The organism is Mesorhizobium sp. M9A.F.Ca.ET.002.03.1.2 (assembly GCF_003952365.1).
Taxonomy (GTDB): domain Bacteria; phylum Pseudomonadota; class Alphaproteobacteria; order Rhizobiales; family Rhizobiaceae; genus Mesorhizobium.
Map to the genome: position 1 here is coordinate 5,984,258 of NZ_CP034443.1, position 19,042 is coordinate 6,003,299.

The 19,042-nt window shown below is 64.8% G+C and carries 19 protein-coding genes and 1 pseudogene; 5 read left to right on the plus strand and 15 right to left on the minus strand.

Annotation, left to right across the window (positions count from 1 at the left end; genetic code table 11):
• Nucleotides 1-7: 7 nt before the first annotated feature.
• The 12 genes from EJ066_RS29100 to EJ066_RS29155 form a co-directional block, all read right to left on the minus strand.
• The gene (locus EJ066_RS29100) at nucleotides 8-2,365 is read right to left on the minus strand and encodes a xanthine dehydrogenase family protein molybdopterin-binding subunit (protein WP_126043338.1); all 2,358 of its coding nucleotides are present in this window, start codon (nucleotides 2,363-2,365) and stop codon (nucleotides 8-10) included.
• A gap of 17 nt (nucleotides 2,366-2,382) precedes the next feature.
• A complete protein-coding gene (locus EJ066_RS29105) occupies nucleotides 2,383-2,841 on the minus strand; it encodes a (2Fe-2S)-binding protein (protein ID WP_126043339.1) in 459 nt (152 codons plus the stop codon).
• Nucleotides 2,842-2,862: 21 nt separating this feature from the next.
• Nucleotides 2,863-3,723, minus strand: coding sequence for an FAD binding domain-containing protein (locus tag EJ066_RS29110; RefSeq protein ID WP_126043340.1), 861 nt, complete (start codon nucleotides 3,721-3,723; stop codon nucleotides 2,863-2,865).
• Between the two features lie 30 nt (nucleotides 3,724-3,753).
• Nucleotides 3,754-4,341 carry a biotin transporter BioY gene (locus tag EJ066_RS29115; protein ID WP_126043341.1) on the minus strand — a complete coding sequence of 196 codons (588 nt, stop codon included), beginning with the start codon at nucleotides 4,339-4,341 and terminating at the stop codon, nucleotides 3,754-3,756.
• 33 nt (nucleotides 4,342-4,374) lie between these two features.
• Entirely contained in the window at nucleotides 4,375-5,415 is a 1,041-nt protein-coding gene (locus EJ066_RS29120; protein WP_126043342.1) for an ABC transporter permease, read from the minus strand.
• Entirely contained in the window at nucleotides 5,412-6,929 is a 1,518-nt protein-coding gene (locus EJ066_RS29125) for a sugar ABC transporter ATP-binding protein (protein ID WP_126043343.1), read from the minus strand. The genes EJ066_RS29120 and EJ066_RS29125 overlap by 4 nt, the downstream gene beginning before the upstream one ends.
• A gap of 106 nt (nucleotides 6,930-7,035) precedes the next feature.
• Nucleotides 7,036-7,677, minus strand: a complete 642-nt coding sequence (gene torT / locus EJ066_RS32280; protein ID WP_245455018.1) for a TMAO reductase system periplasmic protein TorT — start codon at nucleotides 7,675-7,677, stop codon at nucleotides 7,036-7,038.
• Between the two features lie 499 nt (nucleotides 7,678-8,176).
• On the minus strand, nucleotides 8,177-9,148 hold the full coding sequence (locus EJ066_RS29135; RefSeq protein WP_126043344.1) for a biotin-dependent carboxyltransferase family protein: 972 nt from the start codon (nucleotides 9,146-9,148) through the stop codon (nucleotides 8,177-8,179).
• Nucleotides 9,138-10,013 carry an allophanate hydrolase subunit 1 gene (locus tag EJ066_RS29140; protein ID WP_126043345.1) on the minus strand — a complete coding sequence of 292 codons (876 nt, stop codon included), beginning with the start codon at nucleotides 10,011-10,013 and terminating at the stop codon, nucleotides 9,138-9,140. The genes EJ066_RS29135 and EJ066_RS29140 overlap by 11 nt, the downstream gene beginning before the upstream one ends.
• Complete coding sequence (locus tag EJ066_RS29145; protein ID WP_126043346.1) at nucleotides 10,013-11,398, minus strand: acetyl-CoA carboxylase biotin carboxylase subunit; 1,386 nt, start codon at nucleotides 11,396-11,398, stop codon at nucleotides 10,013-10,015. The genes EJ066_RS29140 and EJ066_RS29145 overlap by 1 nt, the downstream gene beginning before the upstream one ends.
• Nucleotides 11,395-11,637, minus strand: a complete 243-nt coding sequence (locus EJ066_RS29150; RefSeq protein ID WP_126043347.1) for an acetyl-CoA carboxylase — start codon at nucleotides 11,635-11,637, stop codon at nucleotides 11,395-11,397. Before EJ066_RS29150 ends, EJ066_RS29145 begins: the two co-directional genes overlap by 4 nt.
• Nucleotides 11,634-12,440 (minus strand): 5-oxoprolinase subunit PxpA, encoded by an 807-nt coding sequence (locus tag EJ066_RS29155; protein WP_245455019.1) that lies wholly within the window; start codon nucleotides 12,438-12,440, stop codon nucleotides 11,634-11,636. The genes EJ066_RS29150 and EJ066_RS29155 overlap by 4 nt, the downstream gene beginning before the upstream one ends.
• Before the next feature lie 289 nt (nucleotides 12,441-12,729).
• On the opposite strand from EJ066_RS29155, the gene EJ066_RS29160 reads away from it, so the two are divergent.
• Complete coding sequence (locus tag EJ066_RS29160) at nucleotides 12,730-13,635, plus strand: LysR family transcriptional regulator (RefSeq protein ID WP_126043349.1); 906 nt, start codon at nucleotides 12,730-12,732, stop codon at nucleotides 13,633-13,635.
• A 64-nt stretch (nucleotides 13,636-13,699) separates the two neighbouring features.
• Nucleotides 13,700-14,470 carry an AraC family transcriptional regulator gene (locus EJ066_RS29165; protein ID WP_245455020.1) on the plus strand — a complete coding sequence of 257 codons (771 nt, stop codon included), beginning with the start codon at nucleotides 13,700-13,702 and terminating at the stop codon, nucleotides 14,468-14,470.
• A 24-nt stretch (nucleotides 14,471-14,494) separates the two neighbouring features.
• On the opposite strand, the gene EJ066_RS29170 is transcribed toward EJ066_RS29165, so the two are convergent.
• The 3 genes from EJ066_RS29170 to EJ066_RS29180 are packed head-to-tail and all read right to left on the minus strand — an operon-like array spanning nucleotide 14,495 to nucleotide 16,759.
• Entirely contained in the window at nucleotides 14,495-15,661 is a 1,167-nt protein-coding gene (locus EJ066_RS29170) for an epoxide hydrolase family protein (protein ID WP_126043350.1), read from the minus strand.
• A gap of 10 nt (nucleotides 15,662-15,671) precedes the next feature.
• Entirely contained in the window at nucleotides 15,672-15,971 is a 300-nt protein-coding gene (locus tag EJ066_RS29175; protein WP_126043351.1) for an SDR family NAD(P)-dependent oxidoreductase, read from the minus strand.
• A 41-nt stretch (nucleotides 15,972-16,012) separates the two neighbouring features.
• Complete coding sequence (locus tag EJ066_RS29180; protein ID WP_126043352.1) at nucleotides 16,013-16,759, minus strand: SDR family oxidoreductase; 747 nt, start codon at nucleotides 16,757-16,759, stop codon at nucleotides 16,013-16,015.
• Between the two features lie 124 nt (nucleotides 16,760-16,883).
• Here EJ066_RS29180 and EJ066_RS29185 point away from each other — a divergent pair, with 124 nt between their 5' ends.
• From EJ066_RS29185 to EJ066_RS29195, 3 genes and pseudogenes are all read left to right on the plus strand, one after another.
• Nucleotides 16,884-17,783 carry a LysR family transcriptional regulator gene (locus EJ066_RS29185; protein WP_126043353.1) on the plus strand — a complete coding sequence of 300 codons (900 nt, stop codon included), beginning with the start codon at nucleotides 16,884-16,886 and terminating at the stop codon, nucleotides 17,781-17,783.
• Between the two features lie 15 nt (nucleotides 17,784-17,798).
• A pseudogene (locus tag EJ066_RS32285) lies at nucleotides 17,799-17,909 on the plus strand (LysR family transcriptional regulator); the annotation flags it as partial.
• 188 nt (nucleotides 17,910-18,097) lie between these two features.
• On the plus strand, nucleotides 18,098-18,913 hold the full coding sequence (locus tag EJ066_RS29195) for an aldo/keto reductase (RefSeq protein ID WP_245455245.1): 816 nt from the start codon (nucleotides 18,098-18,100) through the stop codon (nucleotides 18,911-18,913).
• Nucleotides 18,914-19,042: the final 129 nt, after the last annotated feature.

Here is a 19,042-nt window from a genome sequence, read left to right on the forward strand (position 1 = left end):
TGGCTGTTCAATCCCCCGGCGCAATCACATTGTCGCGCCATGTGTCGGCGATGTGAGGGAAATCCAGAGGCTGGTTGTTGCCGAGCAGCAATTCCAGGACACGCGGCGGCGTCAACGGTATCTCCTGGACGCGGCGGCCGGTGGCGTTGGAAACGGCGCAGGCGATTGTCGCGGCGACGTTGAGGATCGGAACCTCGCCGGCCCCCTTCGTGCCCAGCGGCCCGATCGACGGCGCCCCTTCGTACAGGCTGATCTCGACCGGTACGACATCCTGTGCAAGCGGCACCCGGTAGGTCTCCAGGCCGGCCTGGCAGATGCGGCCATTGCCGCCGATGGAGATCTCCTCATGCAAGGCATAACCCAGGCCCTGCACGACGCCGCCCTGTATCTGTCCGTAGATGGCGCGGGGATTGAGCGCCCGCCCGACATCCTGGACGACCGTATAGCTCAACACCTCGACATGTCCGGTTTCGGGGTCGACGGCCACTTCGCAGTCATGCACCGCAAAGACCGGAATATCGATGGCGTCGATGAAGTGGCCGGCCGCGCAGCCCGGCATCGCCGCCACGCCAGGCCCGGTGAAGGCGCCGCTTCCCGAGATCGGACCTGTCACCCGTTGCGCGCGCTCGGCAACCTTCTCGATCGTCGTTCCGGATCCCTTGATGCCAAGGATCTCGACGCGCCCGTTTTCGAGAACGAGATCCTCGGAGGAAGCCTCCAGCATGTCCGAGGCGACATGCAGCAGCTTCTTGCGGACCTCGACGGCGGCGGCAAGGCTGGCGGCGCCCAGCGAAACGGTCGTCCTGCCGCCGCCGACGCCGAGATCGAAACCGCCGGCATCCGTGTCGGCGGTGCGCACGACGACGTCTTGCGGCCGCAGGCCAAGCGTGCTGGCGACGATCTGCGGCAGCGACTGCATCATCGAGCCTGAGCCGATCTCGACGCCGGAGGTCACCAGCGTCGCGCTGCCGTCCGGGTTGAGGTTGACCGTTGCCGCCGACGGACCGACAAAGATGAACCAAGTGCCGACCGTCGTGGCGCGCCCATACAGCCTCTCCCCCGCCAGATGTTTTTTCGACGGCTTGGCCTCGCGCAATTCGGCCATGCGATCGAGCATTGGCCTGAGAACATCGCCTTCGAACACCTGCCCGGTCGCGCCAAGGTCCTTGTCGCCCAGCACATTGCGCCGGCGAAACTCCAGGGGTTCCATGCCGATGGCGGCGCAGATCTCATCCGTATGCCGCTCCAGCGCGAAGGTGTTGTAAACGCCGTTACAGGCCCGGAACGCACCGTTCGGCGCGGTGTTGGTGTAGATGGCGCGGGTCGAGATTTTCACCGAGCCGAGCCGGTAGTTGCCGCCCAGCGTGTGGGCGGTCATGGTCGTGAGAAAAATCTGTTCGCCGCCATAGGCGCCGCAATCCATCAGCACCACGGCCTCGCGCCCGACGATCTCGCCTTGCCTGGTCACGGCCGAGCGGATGCGGATCTCGGCGTTTTCGCGCGAGAGGCAGGTCAGCATCTCCTCCTCGCGTGAATTGACGAGCTTGACCGGCCTTCCTGCGGCGCGCGCCAGAAGCGCTGCGAAGGGCTCGAGCGAGCAGTCGAACTTGAGCCCGAATCCACCGCCAACCGCCGGCACGGTAACCCGAACATGCGACGCTGGCACGCCGACAAGGCGCGCGGTGACGTTCCGGACGGTCCAGGGCACCTGCGTCGACGTCTCGATATGGAACCGCCCGTCTTCGTAGGAGGCGACGACGGCGCGCGGCTCGAAGGACAAATGGTTCTGCCGGCCGATCCGGAAGCAAGAGTCGACGATCTCGATATCGTCGCGTGCGAACGCCGCATCGGTGTCGCCGCGCACGACCGTTGCTTCCCAAGCCACGTTGCCGGCATGCGCGCCGCCTTCGAGCAGGACCTCGTAGTCCCGCCAATCGGGATGGACCAGCGGCGCATCCGGCGCCAGCGCGTCCGCCATGGTGATCACCGCCGGCAATGGTTCCAGTTCGACGATGATCGCCGCGGCGGCGGCCTTGGCCTGCACCAGGGTCTCGGCGGCGACGGCCGCGATCGGCTCGCCATCGTAGCGGATGCAGCCGGTCGCGAACAAGGAATGGTCGGCGATGCCTATGCCGTGGCGCGCGGGCGAATCCTCGGCCGTCACGATGGCGCGGACGCCGGGCATCTTGCGCGCCACTGACGTGTCGATGCGCAGGATCCGCGCCGACGCCACCTCGGCGCGCAGTTGCACGGCGTGAAGCATGCCGGGGCGTCCCTGATCGACGGTATAGCGCGTGCGACCCTGCAGCTTGTCGCGGGCATCGCGCCTCGGAAAGTCCATGGTCGCGGTTGAGGTGTCCGACATGCTTTTTGCCTCTGAACTCATTCGGCCCGGACGACGGACAAGGCCGCGTCGACGATACGCTCATATCCGGTGCAGCGGCAGATATTCCCGGCAAGGGCGGCCTTTATGTCGTCGCGGCTTGGATTCGGCTCGCGCTCAAGAAAGCTGGTCAGGCTCATCAGCATACCGGGAAAGCACATTCCGCATTGCACCGCGTCGTGCTGTTCCATCGCCTGCTGCAATGGCGAAAGAACGCCGTCCGTCGCCAGCGACTCGACCGTGCGCACCTCGCAATCCGCCGCCAGCCCCACGGGCACAAGGCAGGACATCACCGGGCGCCCGTCCAGCAACACGGTACAGGCGCCGCAGAAGCCTTCGCGGCAGACAATCTTCGCCCCAGTCAGATGGAATTCATCCCTCAGCACATCGACAAGCGGCGTCAGCGGCTCGGCGAGCGAAAACCGGTCTTCACCATTGACGTTGAGACGCAAGGACATCGGCTTGATCCCTTCTCGACTTCAGGACTGCTCTTGCAGGGCGACGACAGCGCGGCGCACCAGGCTCGGCAGAACTTTCACGCGATACCAGCCAGGCGCCTCGATGCCGTCGCGGCCCGAAAAATCGCCGCACAGGCGCTCGGCCTGCTCGGCGGCATAGCGCGGGTCGAGGGCACGGCCGACAAGACCTGCTTCGAGCTGCGTCCAGCGGCGCGCGGCCGGCTCGACCGAGCCGACTGCCACTCTGGCGCTTTCTACGAGGCCGGTCGGCCCCGGCGTGGCGGCCAGACTGACTGACGCCACGGGATAATCTCCCGCCTTGCGCAGAGGCAGCCTTATATGCGCCGAGCGTCGCGTCGTGCGGGGGACAATCACGCGGCGGACCAGACAGCCGGGTACGATGCCTGCCCTGATCTCCAGAAAACGCTCGACCGTCATCCGTTCGGACCCGCCTGGTCTTGCGATTTCGAGTTCGGCGTCGAGGCAAATCAGGGCGGGCACGAGATCCGCCGCCGCGAAGGCCGAAGCGCAGAGGTTTCCGCCAATCGTGGCGACATGGCGGACTGCCGGATTTGCGGAACTGCCGGCAGCCTGCGCCAGCGCGCTGCATTCGGGCGAGGATGCAAGCGCGTTCGCCAGTTCCGCATGGGTGACACAGGCTCCGATGCTGATCTCGTGATCGAGAACTTCGACGCGGCGCAACTCGTCGATCCCTGAAATCGCCACATAGGACAGATCCTGCGGCTCGTGCCTGAGCGGAGCCCGCATGATCCAGGTCGCTCCGGCAAGCACGCTTGCTGCCCCTCCCCGCTCGGCAAGGGCGGCAAGCGCGTCGGCCAGCGACGTCGCCACATAGAGCCGCTCTCCATCTTGGCTGGACACGCGAGAGGTCCTTCCTGCAGCAGGCCGATTTCAGCGATCGAGATGGCCGGCGAACTTCCACGCCAGCGGCAGCACTGCGGCGGCAAGTGCCAGCTTGAGCAGGTCGCCGAGGATGAACGGTGTGAGGCCCCAGGCAAGGATCGGCTTGTCCCATCCTAAGACGGCGCCCAGCCAGGAAAGCCCGAAGGCATAGATGACGACGGTCCCCAAAAGCATGGAAAGCGCCATGGTGACGATCCTGCGGTCCCAGCCACGCTTGGCGAGGAAACCGCAAAGCGCTGCGGCGGGCAGATAGCCGAGGAGGTAGCCGCCGGTCGGGCCGGCCATATAGGCGAGGCCGATGCCTTTTTCGGGCGTTCCGGCGAAAACCGGAAGCCCGAGCGCGCCTTCGGCGAGATAGAGCGCGATCGTCGCAGCGCCGAGGCGCCATCCGAAAGCCGTTCCGATCACTAGGACAACGAAGGTCTGCATGGTCATCGGCACCGGATAGAACGGCACCTGCAGCTTGGCCGACAGCCACAGCGCCAGCGATCCGGCAATGGCCAGAACACCATTCCTGAGCGCCGTCCGGCCGGAAAAAGCCTGATCCGCAAGCACGGGATAGGTTGAGGAAAACATGGGTCTTTCCTTTCGATTGTCGGGTTTGACTGGTCAGCTCTCGCCAACCAGCATGCGGTAGCGGAACTGGTCGAGGATGACGGCGAGCACCAGCAGCGAGCCAAGCAGCACCATCTGCATATACGAGCCGATCTGGGCGATGTTCATGCCGTTCTTCAGCAGCACGATGAAGAAGGCGCCGAGAACGACATTCTCCACACGCCCGAGCCCGCCTCGCAGGGAAACGCCGCCGATGACGCAGGCGGCGATCGATTCCAGCGCGATCGTGCCGCCGAGATTGCTTTCACCGGACTCGACGCGCGCCGTGAGCAGAAGGCCCGCGAGAGAGGCCAGCAGCGCGCACAGCACATAGGCCAGGAACAGCACCCGCTTGGTGTTGACGCCTGAAAGGTTGGCTGCCCTTACATTGCCGCCAACCGCGTAGATGTGAGAGCCGAGTTTCGTCCGGTTCATCACCAGCCAGATGGCAACGATTGCCAGCAAGGCGATCATCACCGGCACGGGGACGCCGAGCACCCGCCCGAAGCCGAAGAAATTGCCGAAATCATAGGGCAGCCCGGCCACGGGAACGCCGCCGGTCAGGAACAGCGCGATCCCCGCGCCGACCGACTGCACGCCAAGTGTCATGATGAACGGCGAGACATCGAACTGGGCGATGCCGAGCCCGTTCAGGCATCCGATCAGCAGCGCGGCGCCCAGGCCGGCGCCGGCGCCAAGCAGGATCACCAGCCAGATCATATCAGGCATCAGCGGCGCCAGCGCGACCATCGCCAGCGCCGACACGACCGAGGTCATGGCGATTGCCGTGCCGACCGACAGGTCGAAGCCTCCGGTGATGAGAACCAGCATCTGCCCCAGCGAGACGAGGACCAGATAGACCGACTGCCTGGCGACATTGGTGAGGTTCTGGATCGACAGGAACTGGTTCGAGATCAGTGAAAAGACGATCAGCGAAACGACGAGGAAAAACGGCAGCACCCCGACGCGCAGGAACACCGACTTGATGGCTGCCAGCAGGATGGCGGGGCCGCGTGGCGCCTCTGCATCCCCGGCTTGGCTGCTCTGAATGGTCATGATTGGATCCCCGTCTCCGCAAAGAAATGTTTCAGCACATTCTCCTCCGCGATCTCGGCGCCGGTGAGTTCGGCCGACACCCTGCCCTTCGAGAAAACCAGCAGGCGGTGCGCAAGGTTCATCACCTCCGGCAGGTCGGAAGAGATCACCACCACCGCCTTGCCGGCCTCGGCGATCTCCTTGATCAGCCGGTAGAGCGCGGCGCGCGTGCCCATGTCGACGCCGACTGTCGGCTCGTCGAAGATGTAGATGTCCCGCTCCTCGCCAAATCCCTTGCCGAACAGCACCTTCTGCTGGTTGCCGCCTGAAAGCTTCGAGACAATCCGGCCCATATGGCCCGAGGCAATGCCGACGCGTTCGCCGATCTTGTCGGCCAAAGCCTTGATGCGGCGCGGCGCAACGAAGCCGAAGCGGCCCGCCGTATCGACACGGCCAAGCAGGCTGAGCTTGATGTTTTCGCGCGCTGTCGCCGCCAGTTGCAGGCCCTCGCTCTTGCGGTCCGGCGGCAGGTAGTAGACGCCGCCTCGCAGCATATGCCTTGTCGCCGCATGGGTCACGTCGCGCCCGTTCAGCGTGACCGTCCCGGCCCGGATCGGCTGCAGTCCAAGCACGCTGCGCCAGATCCGCGACTTGCCGCTTCCGACCAGGCCGGCAATGCCAAGAACCTCGCCGGCGCGCACATCGATATCGACGCCGTGGAAGCCGGCGCCATGCATCTGGCGCAGTGTCATCAGTGTCCGGCCATCGCTCTGGCGGCCGATCTCAGGATAGATCTGGTCGATCGCCCGGCCGGTCATCAGCTCGACCAGCGCCTTCTCCGACGTGTCGCGCGCCGACACCGTGCCGATCAGCCGGCCGTCGCGAAGCACGCTGATATTGTCGGCGATCTCGCGGAATTCCTGGATGCGATGCGAGATGTAGATGATGCCGACGCCGTCGGCCTTCGCCTTGGCGATGAACGCGAAGAGCTTGCGCGTCTCCTTCTCGGTGAGCGAGGCGGTCGGCTCGTCGAGGATCAGGACCTGCGCCTTGGCCAGGAACACCTTGGCGATCTCCACCATCTGCTGCTCGGCGCGCGACAGGGTGGAAACGCGGCGGCGGATGTCGATCTCGAAGCCCAGATCCCGAAACAGCTTGCGCGCGCCCTCGACCATGGCGCGCCGGTCGGTCAAGGGACCGCGCTTGAGCTCGCGGCCGAGATAGACGTTCTCGAAAACGCGCAATGTCGGGATCAGCGAGAATTCCTGGAACACCGTGCCGATGCCATGTTTGGCAGCGTCGTGCACGGAGCGCAGATCGGCCTCTTCGCCATCGATCCGCAAAGACCCCGATGTCGGCCTGTAAAGGCCGGAGAGGATCGAGATCAGCGTCGACTTTCCGGCGCCGTTCTCGCCGAACAGCACATGAACCTCGCCGCGCTCAAGCGTGAAATCGACGCCGTCGAGCGCCTTGACGCCGGGAAACTCCTTCGAGATCCGGGTCATTTCCACGAGCGGTGGGTTTGTGTCGTCCATTTTTGCCTGGGATCCAGAGCAACCGGTTTTTGGGAAAATCCGATGCTCAAACAAAAGACCGGTCCGGTCCCGCCTTGCCTGGCGGGACCGAAACGGAACGTCGCGTTCAGTTCACGTTGAAGACCGGCTTGTAGCCATCCGGCGGCAGGATGTTCGTCGGCGAAACGTCGTTGATGTTGGACGGATCCACGACAAAGATCTTCGGGCCGACATGCTTGACGTAATCCTTGCCTTCCAGGATGCGCACGGCCTGATCCACGGCAATGCGGCCCTGGATGACCATCGAGTCGGCCGGCGAAGCGAGGATGAAACCGCGCTTGATACCCTCGTAGACGCCGGGCGTCATGTAGAACGAGAGCAGATCGACCTGGCCTTGCAGGCCGCGCTCGCGAATGATGCCCTGCGCCGCCTCCGCCGTCACTGCGGTGCCGGCGATGTAGCGGATGTTCGGATTGGCCTGCAGCGCGTCCTCGACCAGCTTGAGCTGCACTTCCTTGCCGGTGTCGCCGAACTTCGGCTCCAGCACCTTGACCGCGGAACCCTTGACGGCGGCGAGGAAGCCTTCGTTAGCCGCGCTCACCCAGCCGGCGCCCGCCGGTCCGGGGAACCAGCCCACCTCGACCTCGTCGCTGCCAGCCGGATGCTTCTTGGCGAGATAGGCGCCGGCTTCCGAACCCATCGTATAGAACGACACCAGCGACTTCGCCGAAATATCCGGCGACGAGATGCCGTTGATGACGTCGATCACCGGATGTCCTTCTTGCGGACTTCCGAGACGAGGTTGTTGAGGCGTCGGCGGAACGATGCGACCGAGCCGCCGATGCGACGCAATCCTCGATCTGCGAAATCTGCTTGTCGAGCTCCGTATAGCCGCCGGCCTCGGACAGGTTCATCTTGACGCCGAGCCGCTTGGCCTCCTCGGCAACGCCGTAGTCGACGCCGAGCCAATAGGCGTCCTTCATGTGCGGAAACGAGACGCAGATGTTCCAGGGCTTCGTCGCCTTGTCGAGCGGCTCGTAGGTGACATCAACCGACTTGCCGTCGGCGGCAAAGGCCGGCTCGATCTTGGCGGCGTCGTAGGGATACCAGTCGGCGGCGTAGGCGGCGCCGGCAACTAGGGTTGCCGCCGTTGCAAGCATCATTTTTCCGAGATTTCTCATGCCATTCCCCTTTCTTGTTATCGGCCGCCGTCTTCCGGACGGTTCGGCCGCACTTACCCAAATGCCAGTTGCCCAAATGCCCAAATGTCAGTCGAAAACGCTCCTGATCCTGTCGAGCAATGCTGCCCGGTCGGCGCGGGCTTTCAGCGCGCCGTCCATGTCGACCTTGACGAAAGATGTCGGTGTGTTCGGCTGCAATTGGCCGATCAGATCCATGTCGGCCGAGACGACGGTGCCGACCATGAAGTAGCCGCCGCCCGAGACCGCATCGCGATGCAGGATGATCGGCTCGGTGCCGCCCGGCACCTGGATCGAGCCGTAGGGGTAGCAACTGTCGACGATGTTCGATGGATCCGAGCCGGCCCCGAAGGGCTGGTCGCGCTCGACGAATTGCAACGGCCGGCCGCCGCGAAATCGGTAGCCCATGCGGTCGGCCTCGGGCGCCACCTTCCACTGGTCGTCGAAGAAGTTCCGGTGCGTCTCCTCGGTGACACGGTGCCAATAGAGACCCGGCAGAACCCGCAGTTCGGCCGGCATTCCCGGCCGCCGGCGCAGCGCTTCCGGAATGCTGCGCCCTTCCTTGCCGGCGGCGGCGGTGCCGACCGGCAGCTCGTCGTCCTTGGCGATGGCGCGGCCCTTGAAGCCGCCCAGCGCGCCGATCGGGTAAGTCGAGCGGCTGCCGAGCGCGATCGGCACGTCGATGCCGCCGGCGATCGCGATGTAGATGCGCGCGCCGGTCTTAAGGAAACCGAAGCTCAGCACCTGGCCTGCCCTTACCTTCAGCGCGGTCCAGGACGGCTGTTCCTCGCCGTCGAGCTTTATCGGCATGTCGGCGCCGGTGACCGCGATTAGCGCGTCGCGGGTGAATTCGAGATGCGGCCCGATGAACACCGCCTCGAGGCCGGCCGCTCCCTCGTCATTGCCGACGATCAGGTTGGCGGCGCGCAGCGCCAGCCGGTCCATGGCGCCGCCGATCGGGATGCCGAGATGAAAATAGCCCGGACGGCCAAGATCCTGAACCGTGGTCGAAAGCCCCGGATTGAGTACCTTAACGGCCATTGATCATGCCCTCCAGCCTGGCGTTGTAGCCGTCGATGTCCTTCTGGAATTCGCGCAGGTCGAAGGTGACGTCGCTGATTGCCGGCGCGAACCGGCCGGCGGCGACGTCCTCGACCGTATGGTCGTATTCTTCGCGCCCGATCGGCTTGAACTTGACGATGTCGCCGGGACGGAAGAACACCATGAAATCGCGGAGGTAGCTGGTCTTCTGCTCCGGATCGAAGATCGGCATCGGCGTGATGCCGAACATCTGGTAGCCACCGGCGCCGCGCACCGAATAGATGCAGGAAAAGCAGCCGCCATAGCCGATGGTGAGCTTGGGCGTATCGGTGCGGGGCCTGAGGTATTTCGGCACCTGGATCTGCCGTGGCCGGTCGACCATCTGGTACATGAAGGGCAGCCCGGCGACGAAGCCGACCATCGACACGAACCAGGGCGACCCGGCATGGGCAGCGATGAAGTCGTCGACCGTCGAATAGTTATTGATCCGGGCGGCATATTCGAGATCGGTGGCCTTCGGATCCTGGTGCCGCTCGCGAAAACGCATCAGCGTCTCGTGCGTCCAGGGATCCTGGTAGAACACCGGAATTTCGATGATCCTCGTTGCGATCACCGGATCGGTTTTACTGGCCGCGCTTTCAATCGCCTGCACTTCGCGCAGCATGTCGTCGGGCCGGATGATGTCGGGATTGAACTTGATCTGAAACGAGGCGTTGGCCGGGCATATCTCGGTGACGCCCTTGATCTGGCTGTCGCGCACGGCGTTGGTCATCGACAGGCTTTTGAAAAACGCCTCCAGCGACATGCTCTCGTCGCACTCGACGAAGAGATGCTCGTCGCCTCCGAATGAATAGCGGTTTTGCATCAGGCCACCTCTCTCGTGCCGCTTGGTGGGGCGGCGAATTTCGTTTCCAGCCAGTTCTCGAGAAAACGCGTGTGGAAGCGCCCGGCCGCCACGTCGGCATCGGCAGCGAGCGCCTGATGCAGCGGCACGGTCGTCGGAATGCCTGATATGCCGAGGCCGGCCAGCGCCGTGCGCAGCTTCGCCAGGCAGGCGGCGCGATCGGCGCCATGCACGATCAGCTTTCCCAGCAGCGAATCGTAGAACGGCGGCACCGCGTAGCCGGCAAACAGCATGGTGTCGAAACGGATGCCCTCGCCTTCCGGCACGGCAAGCGTGTCCACCGTGCCCGGGCCGGGCATGAAACCCCTGTGCGGATCCTCGGCGTTGATCCGGCACTCGATGGCGTGGCCGGCAATGGCGATATCGTCCTGGCTGACCGACAAGGGCTGACCGCCGGCGATGCGCAGCATCTCCTGGACGAGATCGAGCCCGGTGATCATCTCCGTCACCGGATGCTCGACCTGGATGCGGGTGTTGACCTCGATGAAATAGAAATCGCGGCTGGCGTCGTCGTAAAGATACTCGACCGTACCGGCGCCGCTGTAGCCGACCGAGCGCGCCAGGGCGACGGCGCTGTCACACAGTCGTTTGCGGACCTCGGCCGGCAGTCCGGCCGCCGGGGCTTCCTCCCAGACCTTCTGCCGGCGTCGTTGCAGCGAGCACTCGCGCTCGTAGCAATGGACGAAATTCGTGCCGTCGCCGAGGATCTGCACCTCGATATGACGCGCCTTCTCGATCACCTTCTCGATGTAGAGGCCGCCATCGCCGAAAGCCGCCGCGGCCTCAGCCGAAGCCTGCGGGAAATGACGCTCGAATTCCTCGAGGCCGTGGGCGATGCGGATGCCTCTGCCGCCGCCGCCGGCCGCCGCCTTGATCATCACGGGAAAGCCGATGCGCGAGACGATCGCCGCCGCCTCGGCGAGGTCGCAGACGCGCCCGTCGCTGCCCGGCACCGTCGGCACGCCGGCCCTGGCCGCGACCTGGCGCGCCGCGACCTTGTCGCCGAGCAGCCGGATCGCCGCTGCGTTCGGCCCGACAAACTTCATTCCCGCCGCAGCTACCGCTTCGGCGAAGTCGGCATTCTCCGACAGGAAGCCGTAGCCGGGATGGATGGCATCGACCTTCGCCGCCTTAGCCGCCGCGAGCACCGCCTCGATGTTGAGATAGGATTTCTTCGCCGCGGCCGGGCCTATGTCGATCGCCTCGTCGGCGAGCTTCACCGCCAGCGAGCCGGCATCGGCCTGGCTGTGCACCTGCACGGTCCGCAGCCCCAGGGCTTTCGCCGCGCGGATGATCCGCACCGCGATCTCGCCCCGATTGGCCACCAGGACGGAATGGATGGTCATGCCTCGACCTCGGCAAGCGCCTGGCCGGCCATCACCGCGTCGGCGTCGTCGACAAGGAAGCGGATCGCGTTGCCGTCGACGCCGGCCGTCACTTCATGGAACGACTTCATCACCTCGACGATGCCGATCACGTCGGCCGCGGAGACAGTGTCGCCATCGTTCTTGAACGGCGCGCTTTCGGGCGACGGCCTGCGGTAGAACATGCCTGGCAGCGGCGACTTGATTTCGGCTTTGCTCATTTGGAACCCCTCGCGGCTTGGGCCTGTTGTGTGGGCACTTCCGACACCGGCGCGATCCGGATCCCGTTCGCGACCAGGGCGGAACGCATGGCGCCGGCGATTTTCAGGCAACCCGGCGTATCGGAATGGAAGCAGATCGACTCGAAGCCGATGTCGATATCGGCGCCGTCGACGGTGCGGACCTTGCCCTCGAGACAGGCGCGCACGACCTTGTCGGCGATTGCGGCCGGATCGAGCTTGCCGACATGGCGCGTGAACACGATCGAACCGGAGCGATCATAGTCCCGGTCGGCGTAGAACTCCCTGATGACCGGCTGGCCGGCCTCGGTGGCGATCCGATAGGTCTCCGACATCCCCATGCAGAAGACGAAGGCGTTTGGCGCGACGGTGCGCATCAGCCTGACGAAGGATCGCGACAGCGCCTCGTTGGCGGCGAGTTCCATGTAGAGCGCGCCGTGCGGCTTGACGTGCTGCAAATTGGCGCCGTGACGGCGTGCGAATTCGCGCAGCGCGCCGATCTGGTAGACGATGTCGTTGATGATCTCGTCGTCATTGCCGTTGATCTTGCGGCGGCCGAAGCCTTGCAGGTCCCGGTAGCCCGGATGCACGCCGATGCCGACGCCGTGCTGGGTCGCAAGCCGTACCGTGGCGTCCATCAGGTTGGGATCGCCAGCATGGAAACCGGCGGCGATGTTGGCGGAGCTGATCAGCTCCATCAGCCTGGCATCGTCGGTCTCGCTCAGCCGCCATTGGCCGAACGCCTCACCCATATCGCAATTGATGTCGACAATCGTGACCGGCACGTTGCTCCCTTTGCAATCCTGGCGCTGATCGACAGCGCGGTTCCCGTCTTCTTGTTTTCTGAACGTTAACGCGGCAACGAAGCATTGAAAAATTCTATTCTCAGAATTTGACATTCTGATTTTCAGATACCTGTTTTGGATGGCGCTGGAGCGGAAAGTGCAGAATACCGCCAGAAACACGGGCACGCTGTGCGATCAAAAAAAGCAACGGCTGCACAAAGAAGTTGCGCGTATCGTATTTTCAGAAAATAAGAGCCGGCTGTCTCAGAGAAACAGAAGGCTTCCTCAGGTGTCGATCAGCCTGCGTCAAATCCGCTATTTCGTCTCTACCGCCGAGCAGGGCCAGATTTCGCAAGCGGCGGTCGACCTCGCCATTTCGCAGTCGGCGATCACGACGGCGATCAAGGAGCTGGAGCGCGTGATCGGCGCCGACCTGTTTGTCCGCTCCCCCCAAGGCATGGAACTCACGGCGGCGGGGCGCCAGTTCCTGTTCCACGCCTACGACATCCTCAACAAGGTGCAGGAAGCGACCAGCCTGAACGTGCCGGCCAACGATCTCGAGGGCAGCCTCACGGTCGCCGCGACCTATACGGTGATCGGCTATTTCCTGCCCAACCATCTGGAGAAGCTGAAGCGCAATTTTCCGAAGCTCGACATCCAGCTTTTCGAGCTCAACCGCGAGGCGATCGAGGAGGGTCTTCTGTCCAACCGGTATGACATCGCCGTCCTGCTCACCTCGAACGTGCTCAATCCGGATCTCTCGACCGAAACGCTGCTGGGCTCGCGACGCCGGCTCTGGGTCGCCTCCAAGCATCACCTCCTGCAGCGGGAATCCGTCGGCCTGAAGGAGATTTCGCAAGAACCCTACATCATGCTGACCGTCGATGAGGCGGCGCACACCTCGCTGAAATACTGGAGCAAGACGCCCTATCAGCCCTCCGTCACGCTGCGCACATCGTCCGTCGAGGCGGTGCGTTCGATGGTTGCCAACGGACAGGGCGTCGCAATTCTCTCGGACATGGTCCTGCGGCCATGGTCGCTGGAAGGCAAGCGCATCGAAACCCTGGTCCCAAGCGACCCTATCCCGGCGATGGATGTCGGCCTGGCCTGGCGGCGCAATGCCCAATTCACCCCTGCCATGGAGGCGTTCCGTTCCTATTTCAGGCAGACGTTCTATATTCCGAACAGTCGCTAAGGCATTGGCCCCGAAGCCTGCCCTCGGGCCTGACCGGGGGTGGTACCGGTTTTGGGAAAATCCGATGCTCGAACAAAAAGATGGAGCGGCGGTACGTTTCGACTTGAAAAGTTCGCCGCTCTTACCGCCGGCTCCTGCACCGGGGCGCTATGGAATCGTGACCTACGACCTACCGGTAACAGGCCAAGTGATCGAGGCGACGCCTGGCAAGCCCTATCTCTGTCTGTACCTCGATTTCGATCCGGTCATGCTGGGGGAGTTGGCGTTGCGCGTGCCGCCGCTGCCGGGAGCCCCCGCCCCGCCGATAGGCAAGACGGTGTCCGACGCCAGCGCCGATCTGCTCAACGCGGCGCTGCATCTGCTGCGCCTGCTCGACGATCCGGCAGCGCTGCCCGTGCTCGGGCCACTTGCCGAGCAGGAAATTCTCTACCGCCTGCTAACCGGCCCGGACGGCGCCAGGATGCGCCACATCACCACGGGTCAGGGCCGGGTAGCCCAGGTCGGCCGCGCCATCGCCTGGATCCGGCGGAACTTCCGGGAGCGGTTCAGCATCGAGCGCCTTGCCGCGGAAGTGGGCATGAGTCCGTCGAGCCTGCACGAGCATTTTCGCGCCGTGACTGCGATGACGCCGCTGCAATTCCAGAAGCAGCTCAGGCTGCACGACGCGCGCGGCCTGATGCTGGTCCAGGACATCGACGCCACGACTGCTGCCTTCCGCGTCGGTTACGAAAGCCCATCGCAGTTCAGTCGCGAATACCGCCGTCACTTCGGAGAACCACCGGCGCGCGACATAGCCCGCTTGCGTGCTTCGCCGGGCTTGGCAGTGGTAGCTTGAGTTCAGCGCATTAACGGTTCAGTCCTAAATATCGCACCTTGAACGAAGCGGCCTGAAGAACGTTCGGATTTCCTCGGCCAGCGCCTCCGGTTGCTCGATTGCCGCGAAATGGCCGCCCGCAGGCATGTGGGTCCAGCGCACAACATTGAACGCGCGTTCGACCCAGGAGCGCGGGGGCATAGGCAGCTCGCGCGGGAAGACGGTCACTCCGAACGGCACGCTCACCCGCTCGCCCGCCTCGAAGGTCAGCGGCTGAAGGCGCATTTCCTTGTACAGTCGCAACGACGCAGCGATGTTGCCGGAGAACCAGTAGATCGAAATATCGGTAAGCAAGGTATCGATAGGTATCGCGCGCCCGAGTTCGCCGCCGCAATCGCTCCAGGCGCGAAATTTCTCGGCAATCCAGGCAGCCAGACCGATGGGACTGTCGGAGAGCGCAAAGGCCAGGGTCAGCGGCTTGGTGGCCTGGAGCGCCGCGTAGGCGCCCTCGGCTGCCGCGAAGGCCGCCGCCTTGTCGAGGAAAGCCATCTCTTCGCCGGACAGCGGCGCCGTGCTTTCGTCCCGACCCGGCCGGAAGCTGCCGGGGATGTAGTTGAGATGGACGCCAAGGAGGCTCTCGGGAAAACAGCGCGCCAGCCAGCACGAGACGCCCGCTCCGATGTCGCCTCCTTGGGCTGCGAAGCGATCATAACCAAGTCCGCCCATGAGCTCTCGCCACATGGCAGCGATCTCCCGAGCACTGACGCCAGCAACGGCAGGCGCTTGCGAGAAGCCGTAGCCGGGCAGCGATGGCACGACGACGTGGAACGCGTCTGCGGGATCGCCGCCATGGGCGCCCGGATCGGCCAAAAGGGGGATGATGCGCTCCATCTCCACGAATGAACCCGGCCAGCCATGCGTGAGGATGAGTGGCATGGGCGCCGGGCCCACCCCCGGCTGGTGCACGAAGTGGATGTCGAGGCCCCGGATCGTCGAAACATACTGCGGCAACCGGTTCAGGCGACACTCCTGCATCCTCCAGTCGAACTGGTGCAGCCAGTGGTCTCGCAGGCACTTGAGGAACGAAAGGCTGGTGCCGTCGTCCCAGCTGTCTGCATCGATCGAATCGGGCCAATGACCATTCCGCAGGCGGCGGTGCAGATCTTTTATGGCTTCGTCGGTTACGTGGATCGTGAAGGGACGGCTTTCCATGCGAGCCTACCTAACGGTTGCGGAAGTTGCCAACTGAGAACAGCGTAGCATTGTTGACGAGGACGTCGATCCGGCTGAACCGCTGCCGCGCCTCGGCGACGAGTTTCATGCTGGCGCGTTCGGTCACGTCGAGGGCGCGGGCGGCGGCCTTACCGCCCTTCGCCTCGATCTCCTCGACGAGTGTGGCGAGCCGATCGGTCCGCCGCGCGCCCAGCATGAGAGTGGCGCCGGCGTCGGCGAGGACACGCGCGGTGGCCTCCCCGATACCGCTGGAAGCGCCGGTGATGAGAACGACCTGGTCGATGGTCATGGCAACCTCCTGTATTGTGTTGGCTGTGACGGGCTGAACGCTCACTGCGCCGTATAGCCGCCGTCGACGAAGAGCTGTGCCCCGGTGATGAAGCTCGAGGCGGGGGAAGCGAGGAAGGCGATCGCCTCGGCCACCTCCTCCGGGCGGCCGATGCGCCCGATCGGGTGGGCGTCGCCGAAGCTGCGCAGCATCTCCCGGCCGTTCTCGACCACGCCTTCCATGATGTCGGTATCGATGACGCCGGGCAGGACCACGTTGCAGCGGATGCCGCGGCGGCCGTACTCGACCGCGACGATGCGGGCGAGCTGCGCTGAGGCCGCCTTGGACGAGGCATAGGCCGCCTGCGTCGGGAACGCCGTCGTCGCCGACAGCGAGGCATTGATGACGACGGCGCCGCCCTCCTCCATCAGCGGCACCGCCGCCCGGATCGTGACGAAGGCGCCGCGGGCGTTGATCTGGAAGATGCGGTCGTATTCCTCGACCGAGGTCTCGGTCAGCGGCTTGTTGAGGGTTCGTCCGGCATTGCTGACGACGATGTCGAGCCGGCCGAAGCGCTCGCGGGCGAGCTCGACCGAGCGCCGGGCGAGGCCCTCGTCCGCAACGTCGCCGACCAGCGTGGCGACATCGCCGGCTTCGAGCGCTTGGACCTCGTCGGAGAGGTCGGAGGCGACGATCCGGGCGCCGCGGGCGCGCAACAGGTCGAGCGTGGCGCGTCCGATGCCGCGACGGGCGCCGGTCACGAGCGCCACCTTGCCGGTGAGATCATAGGTATTGGGCAGATTGGTCATTGCTGTCTCCGTGATGTTGGCGGAGCGCACCCGTGCGCCCGCCATCGATGCTCGGAAGATAGCAATCGCCCGCTGTCGATATAACTTGCCGCGAACTGGACCTTATGGTTAGGAACACTAACCAATGCAGATCGATCTCAACCTCCTCACCCTGTTCGCCGCGGTCGCGGAGACGGGCAATTTCCGCGCCGCGGCCGACCGGCTCGGGGTAACGCGCTCGGCGGTAAGCCAGGGCGTGCGGCGCCTGGAGACGGCGCTCGGCCAGGCGCTGTTCCTGCGCACCACCCGCAGCGTGCGCCTGACCGAGGCCGGCGAGCGCTTCCTGGCCCAGGTCTCGGCGCCATTGGCCGAGATCGCGAACGCCCTCGAAGCGGCGTCCGGCTCGGCGGAGGAGCCCCGCGGTCTCTTGCGGATCGCTGTCACCTCGATCGCCGAGGAGTTCCTGTCCGGACCGCTGATCACCTCCTTCAGCGAGGCGCATCCCGGCGTCACCCTCGACGTGACGGTGACTGATCTGGAATTCGACATCGTCGCAGCCGGCTTCGACGCCGGCGTGCGCCTCGGCGAGGTCATCGAACGCGACATGATCGCGGTGCCGCTGACGGGCGACCAGCGCCAGGTTGCGGTGGCGACGCCGCACTATCTCGCGGGCCACGGCACGCCAGAGCATCCGCGCGATCTCGTCCGCCACCGCTGCATCGGCTGGCGGCCGCAGCCGCACACCGCACCCTATCGCTGGGAATTCGAGAAGGACGGTCGCGCCTTCGACGTCTCGGTCGAGCCGCAGATCACCACCAACGACATGCTCCTGATGATCCGCACGGCACTCGCCGGCGGCGGCATCACCTTCGGCATGGAGGAAACCTTCCGGCCCCATCTCGAGCGCGGCGAGATCGTCTCGATCCTTTCCGACTGGTTGCCGCCCTTCGCCGGCTTCTTCCTGTACTTCCCGAGCCGCCGCACCGTGACGCCGAAGCTGAGGGCGCTCATCGACCATGTGCGGCACTATCGCAAACGATCTTAGGCGCGGCGCGGTAACCCGGCGATGGATGTCGGCCTGGCCTGGCGGCGCAACGCCCAGTTCACCCCTGCCATGGAGGCGTTTCGTTCCTATTTCAGGCAGACGTTCTATATTCCGAACAGTCGCTAAAGACCGACCGCCGGCTTCCGCCGATCGGCCTTGCGAAGGCCGGTCGCCCGGAACCTTTCTTGGGGCCCGAAGTACAGGGATGGCGCACGATGATCATCACCCGTAGGACATTCGTGAAGGCTGCCGCCGCTTCCGGAGCGGCTTTCGCGTTGCCGGGAGCCGCGCCCGGTGCGCCGCCTGCACCGCTGATGCGGGCCGTACCCTCCTCGGGAGAGATGCTTCCCGCCGTGGGCCTCGGCACCTGGATCACTTTCAATGTCGGCGACGATCCGGTGCTGCGCGACGAATGCGCCGACGTGATCGCGGCCTTCTTCGAGGCAGGCGGCCGCATGATCGATTCCTCGCCCATGTACGGCTCCTCGCAGCCGGTGATCGGCTACGGCCTCGAAAAGCTCGGCCGGCCCGAAGCGCTGTTTTCCGCCGAGAAGGTCTGGACCTCCTCCGCCGACGGACCCGCTCAGATCGAGCAGTCGCGCCGCTTCTGGGGTGTGCCGCGCTTCGATCTCATGCAGGTCCACAACCTCGTCGATTGGGAGACACATCTCGAAACCTTGTTCGCCATGAAGGCGGACGGGCGCCTCCGTCATGTCGGCATCACGACGTCCGAAGGACGGCGGCACGATCTGTTCGAACAAGTTATGCGCGCGCATCCGCTCGATTTCGTGCAGCTCACTTACAACGTCGTCGACCGCGAGGCCGAGGAGCGGCTCCTGCCGCTGGCGGCCGAGCGCGGCATGGCCGTCATCGTCAACCGGCCGTTTCGGCAGGGCGCGCTGACGCGTCGGCTCGAAGGCGAGACGCTGCCGGACTGGGCGGCCGAGATCGGTGCCCGGACCTGGGCGCAATTCATCTTGAAGTTCATCCTTTCGCATCCCTCCGTCACCGTCGCCATCCCCGCCACGACCCGCGTCGACCATGTGCGCGAGAACATGATGGCCGCGACCGGTCCCCTTCCCGACGCGGCCATGCGCGAGCGGATGGCCGCCTACGTCCGGGACCTCTAAGCAGGTTCCGCAAAAGTGTCCCACGGTTTTGCGATGAGAACCTGCGGCAAACACCAAGCAGGTTCCGCAAAAGTGTCCCTCGGTTTTGCGATGAGAACCTGCGGCAAACAAAGGACTCTAAACGAGCAT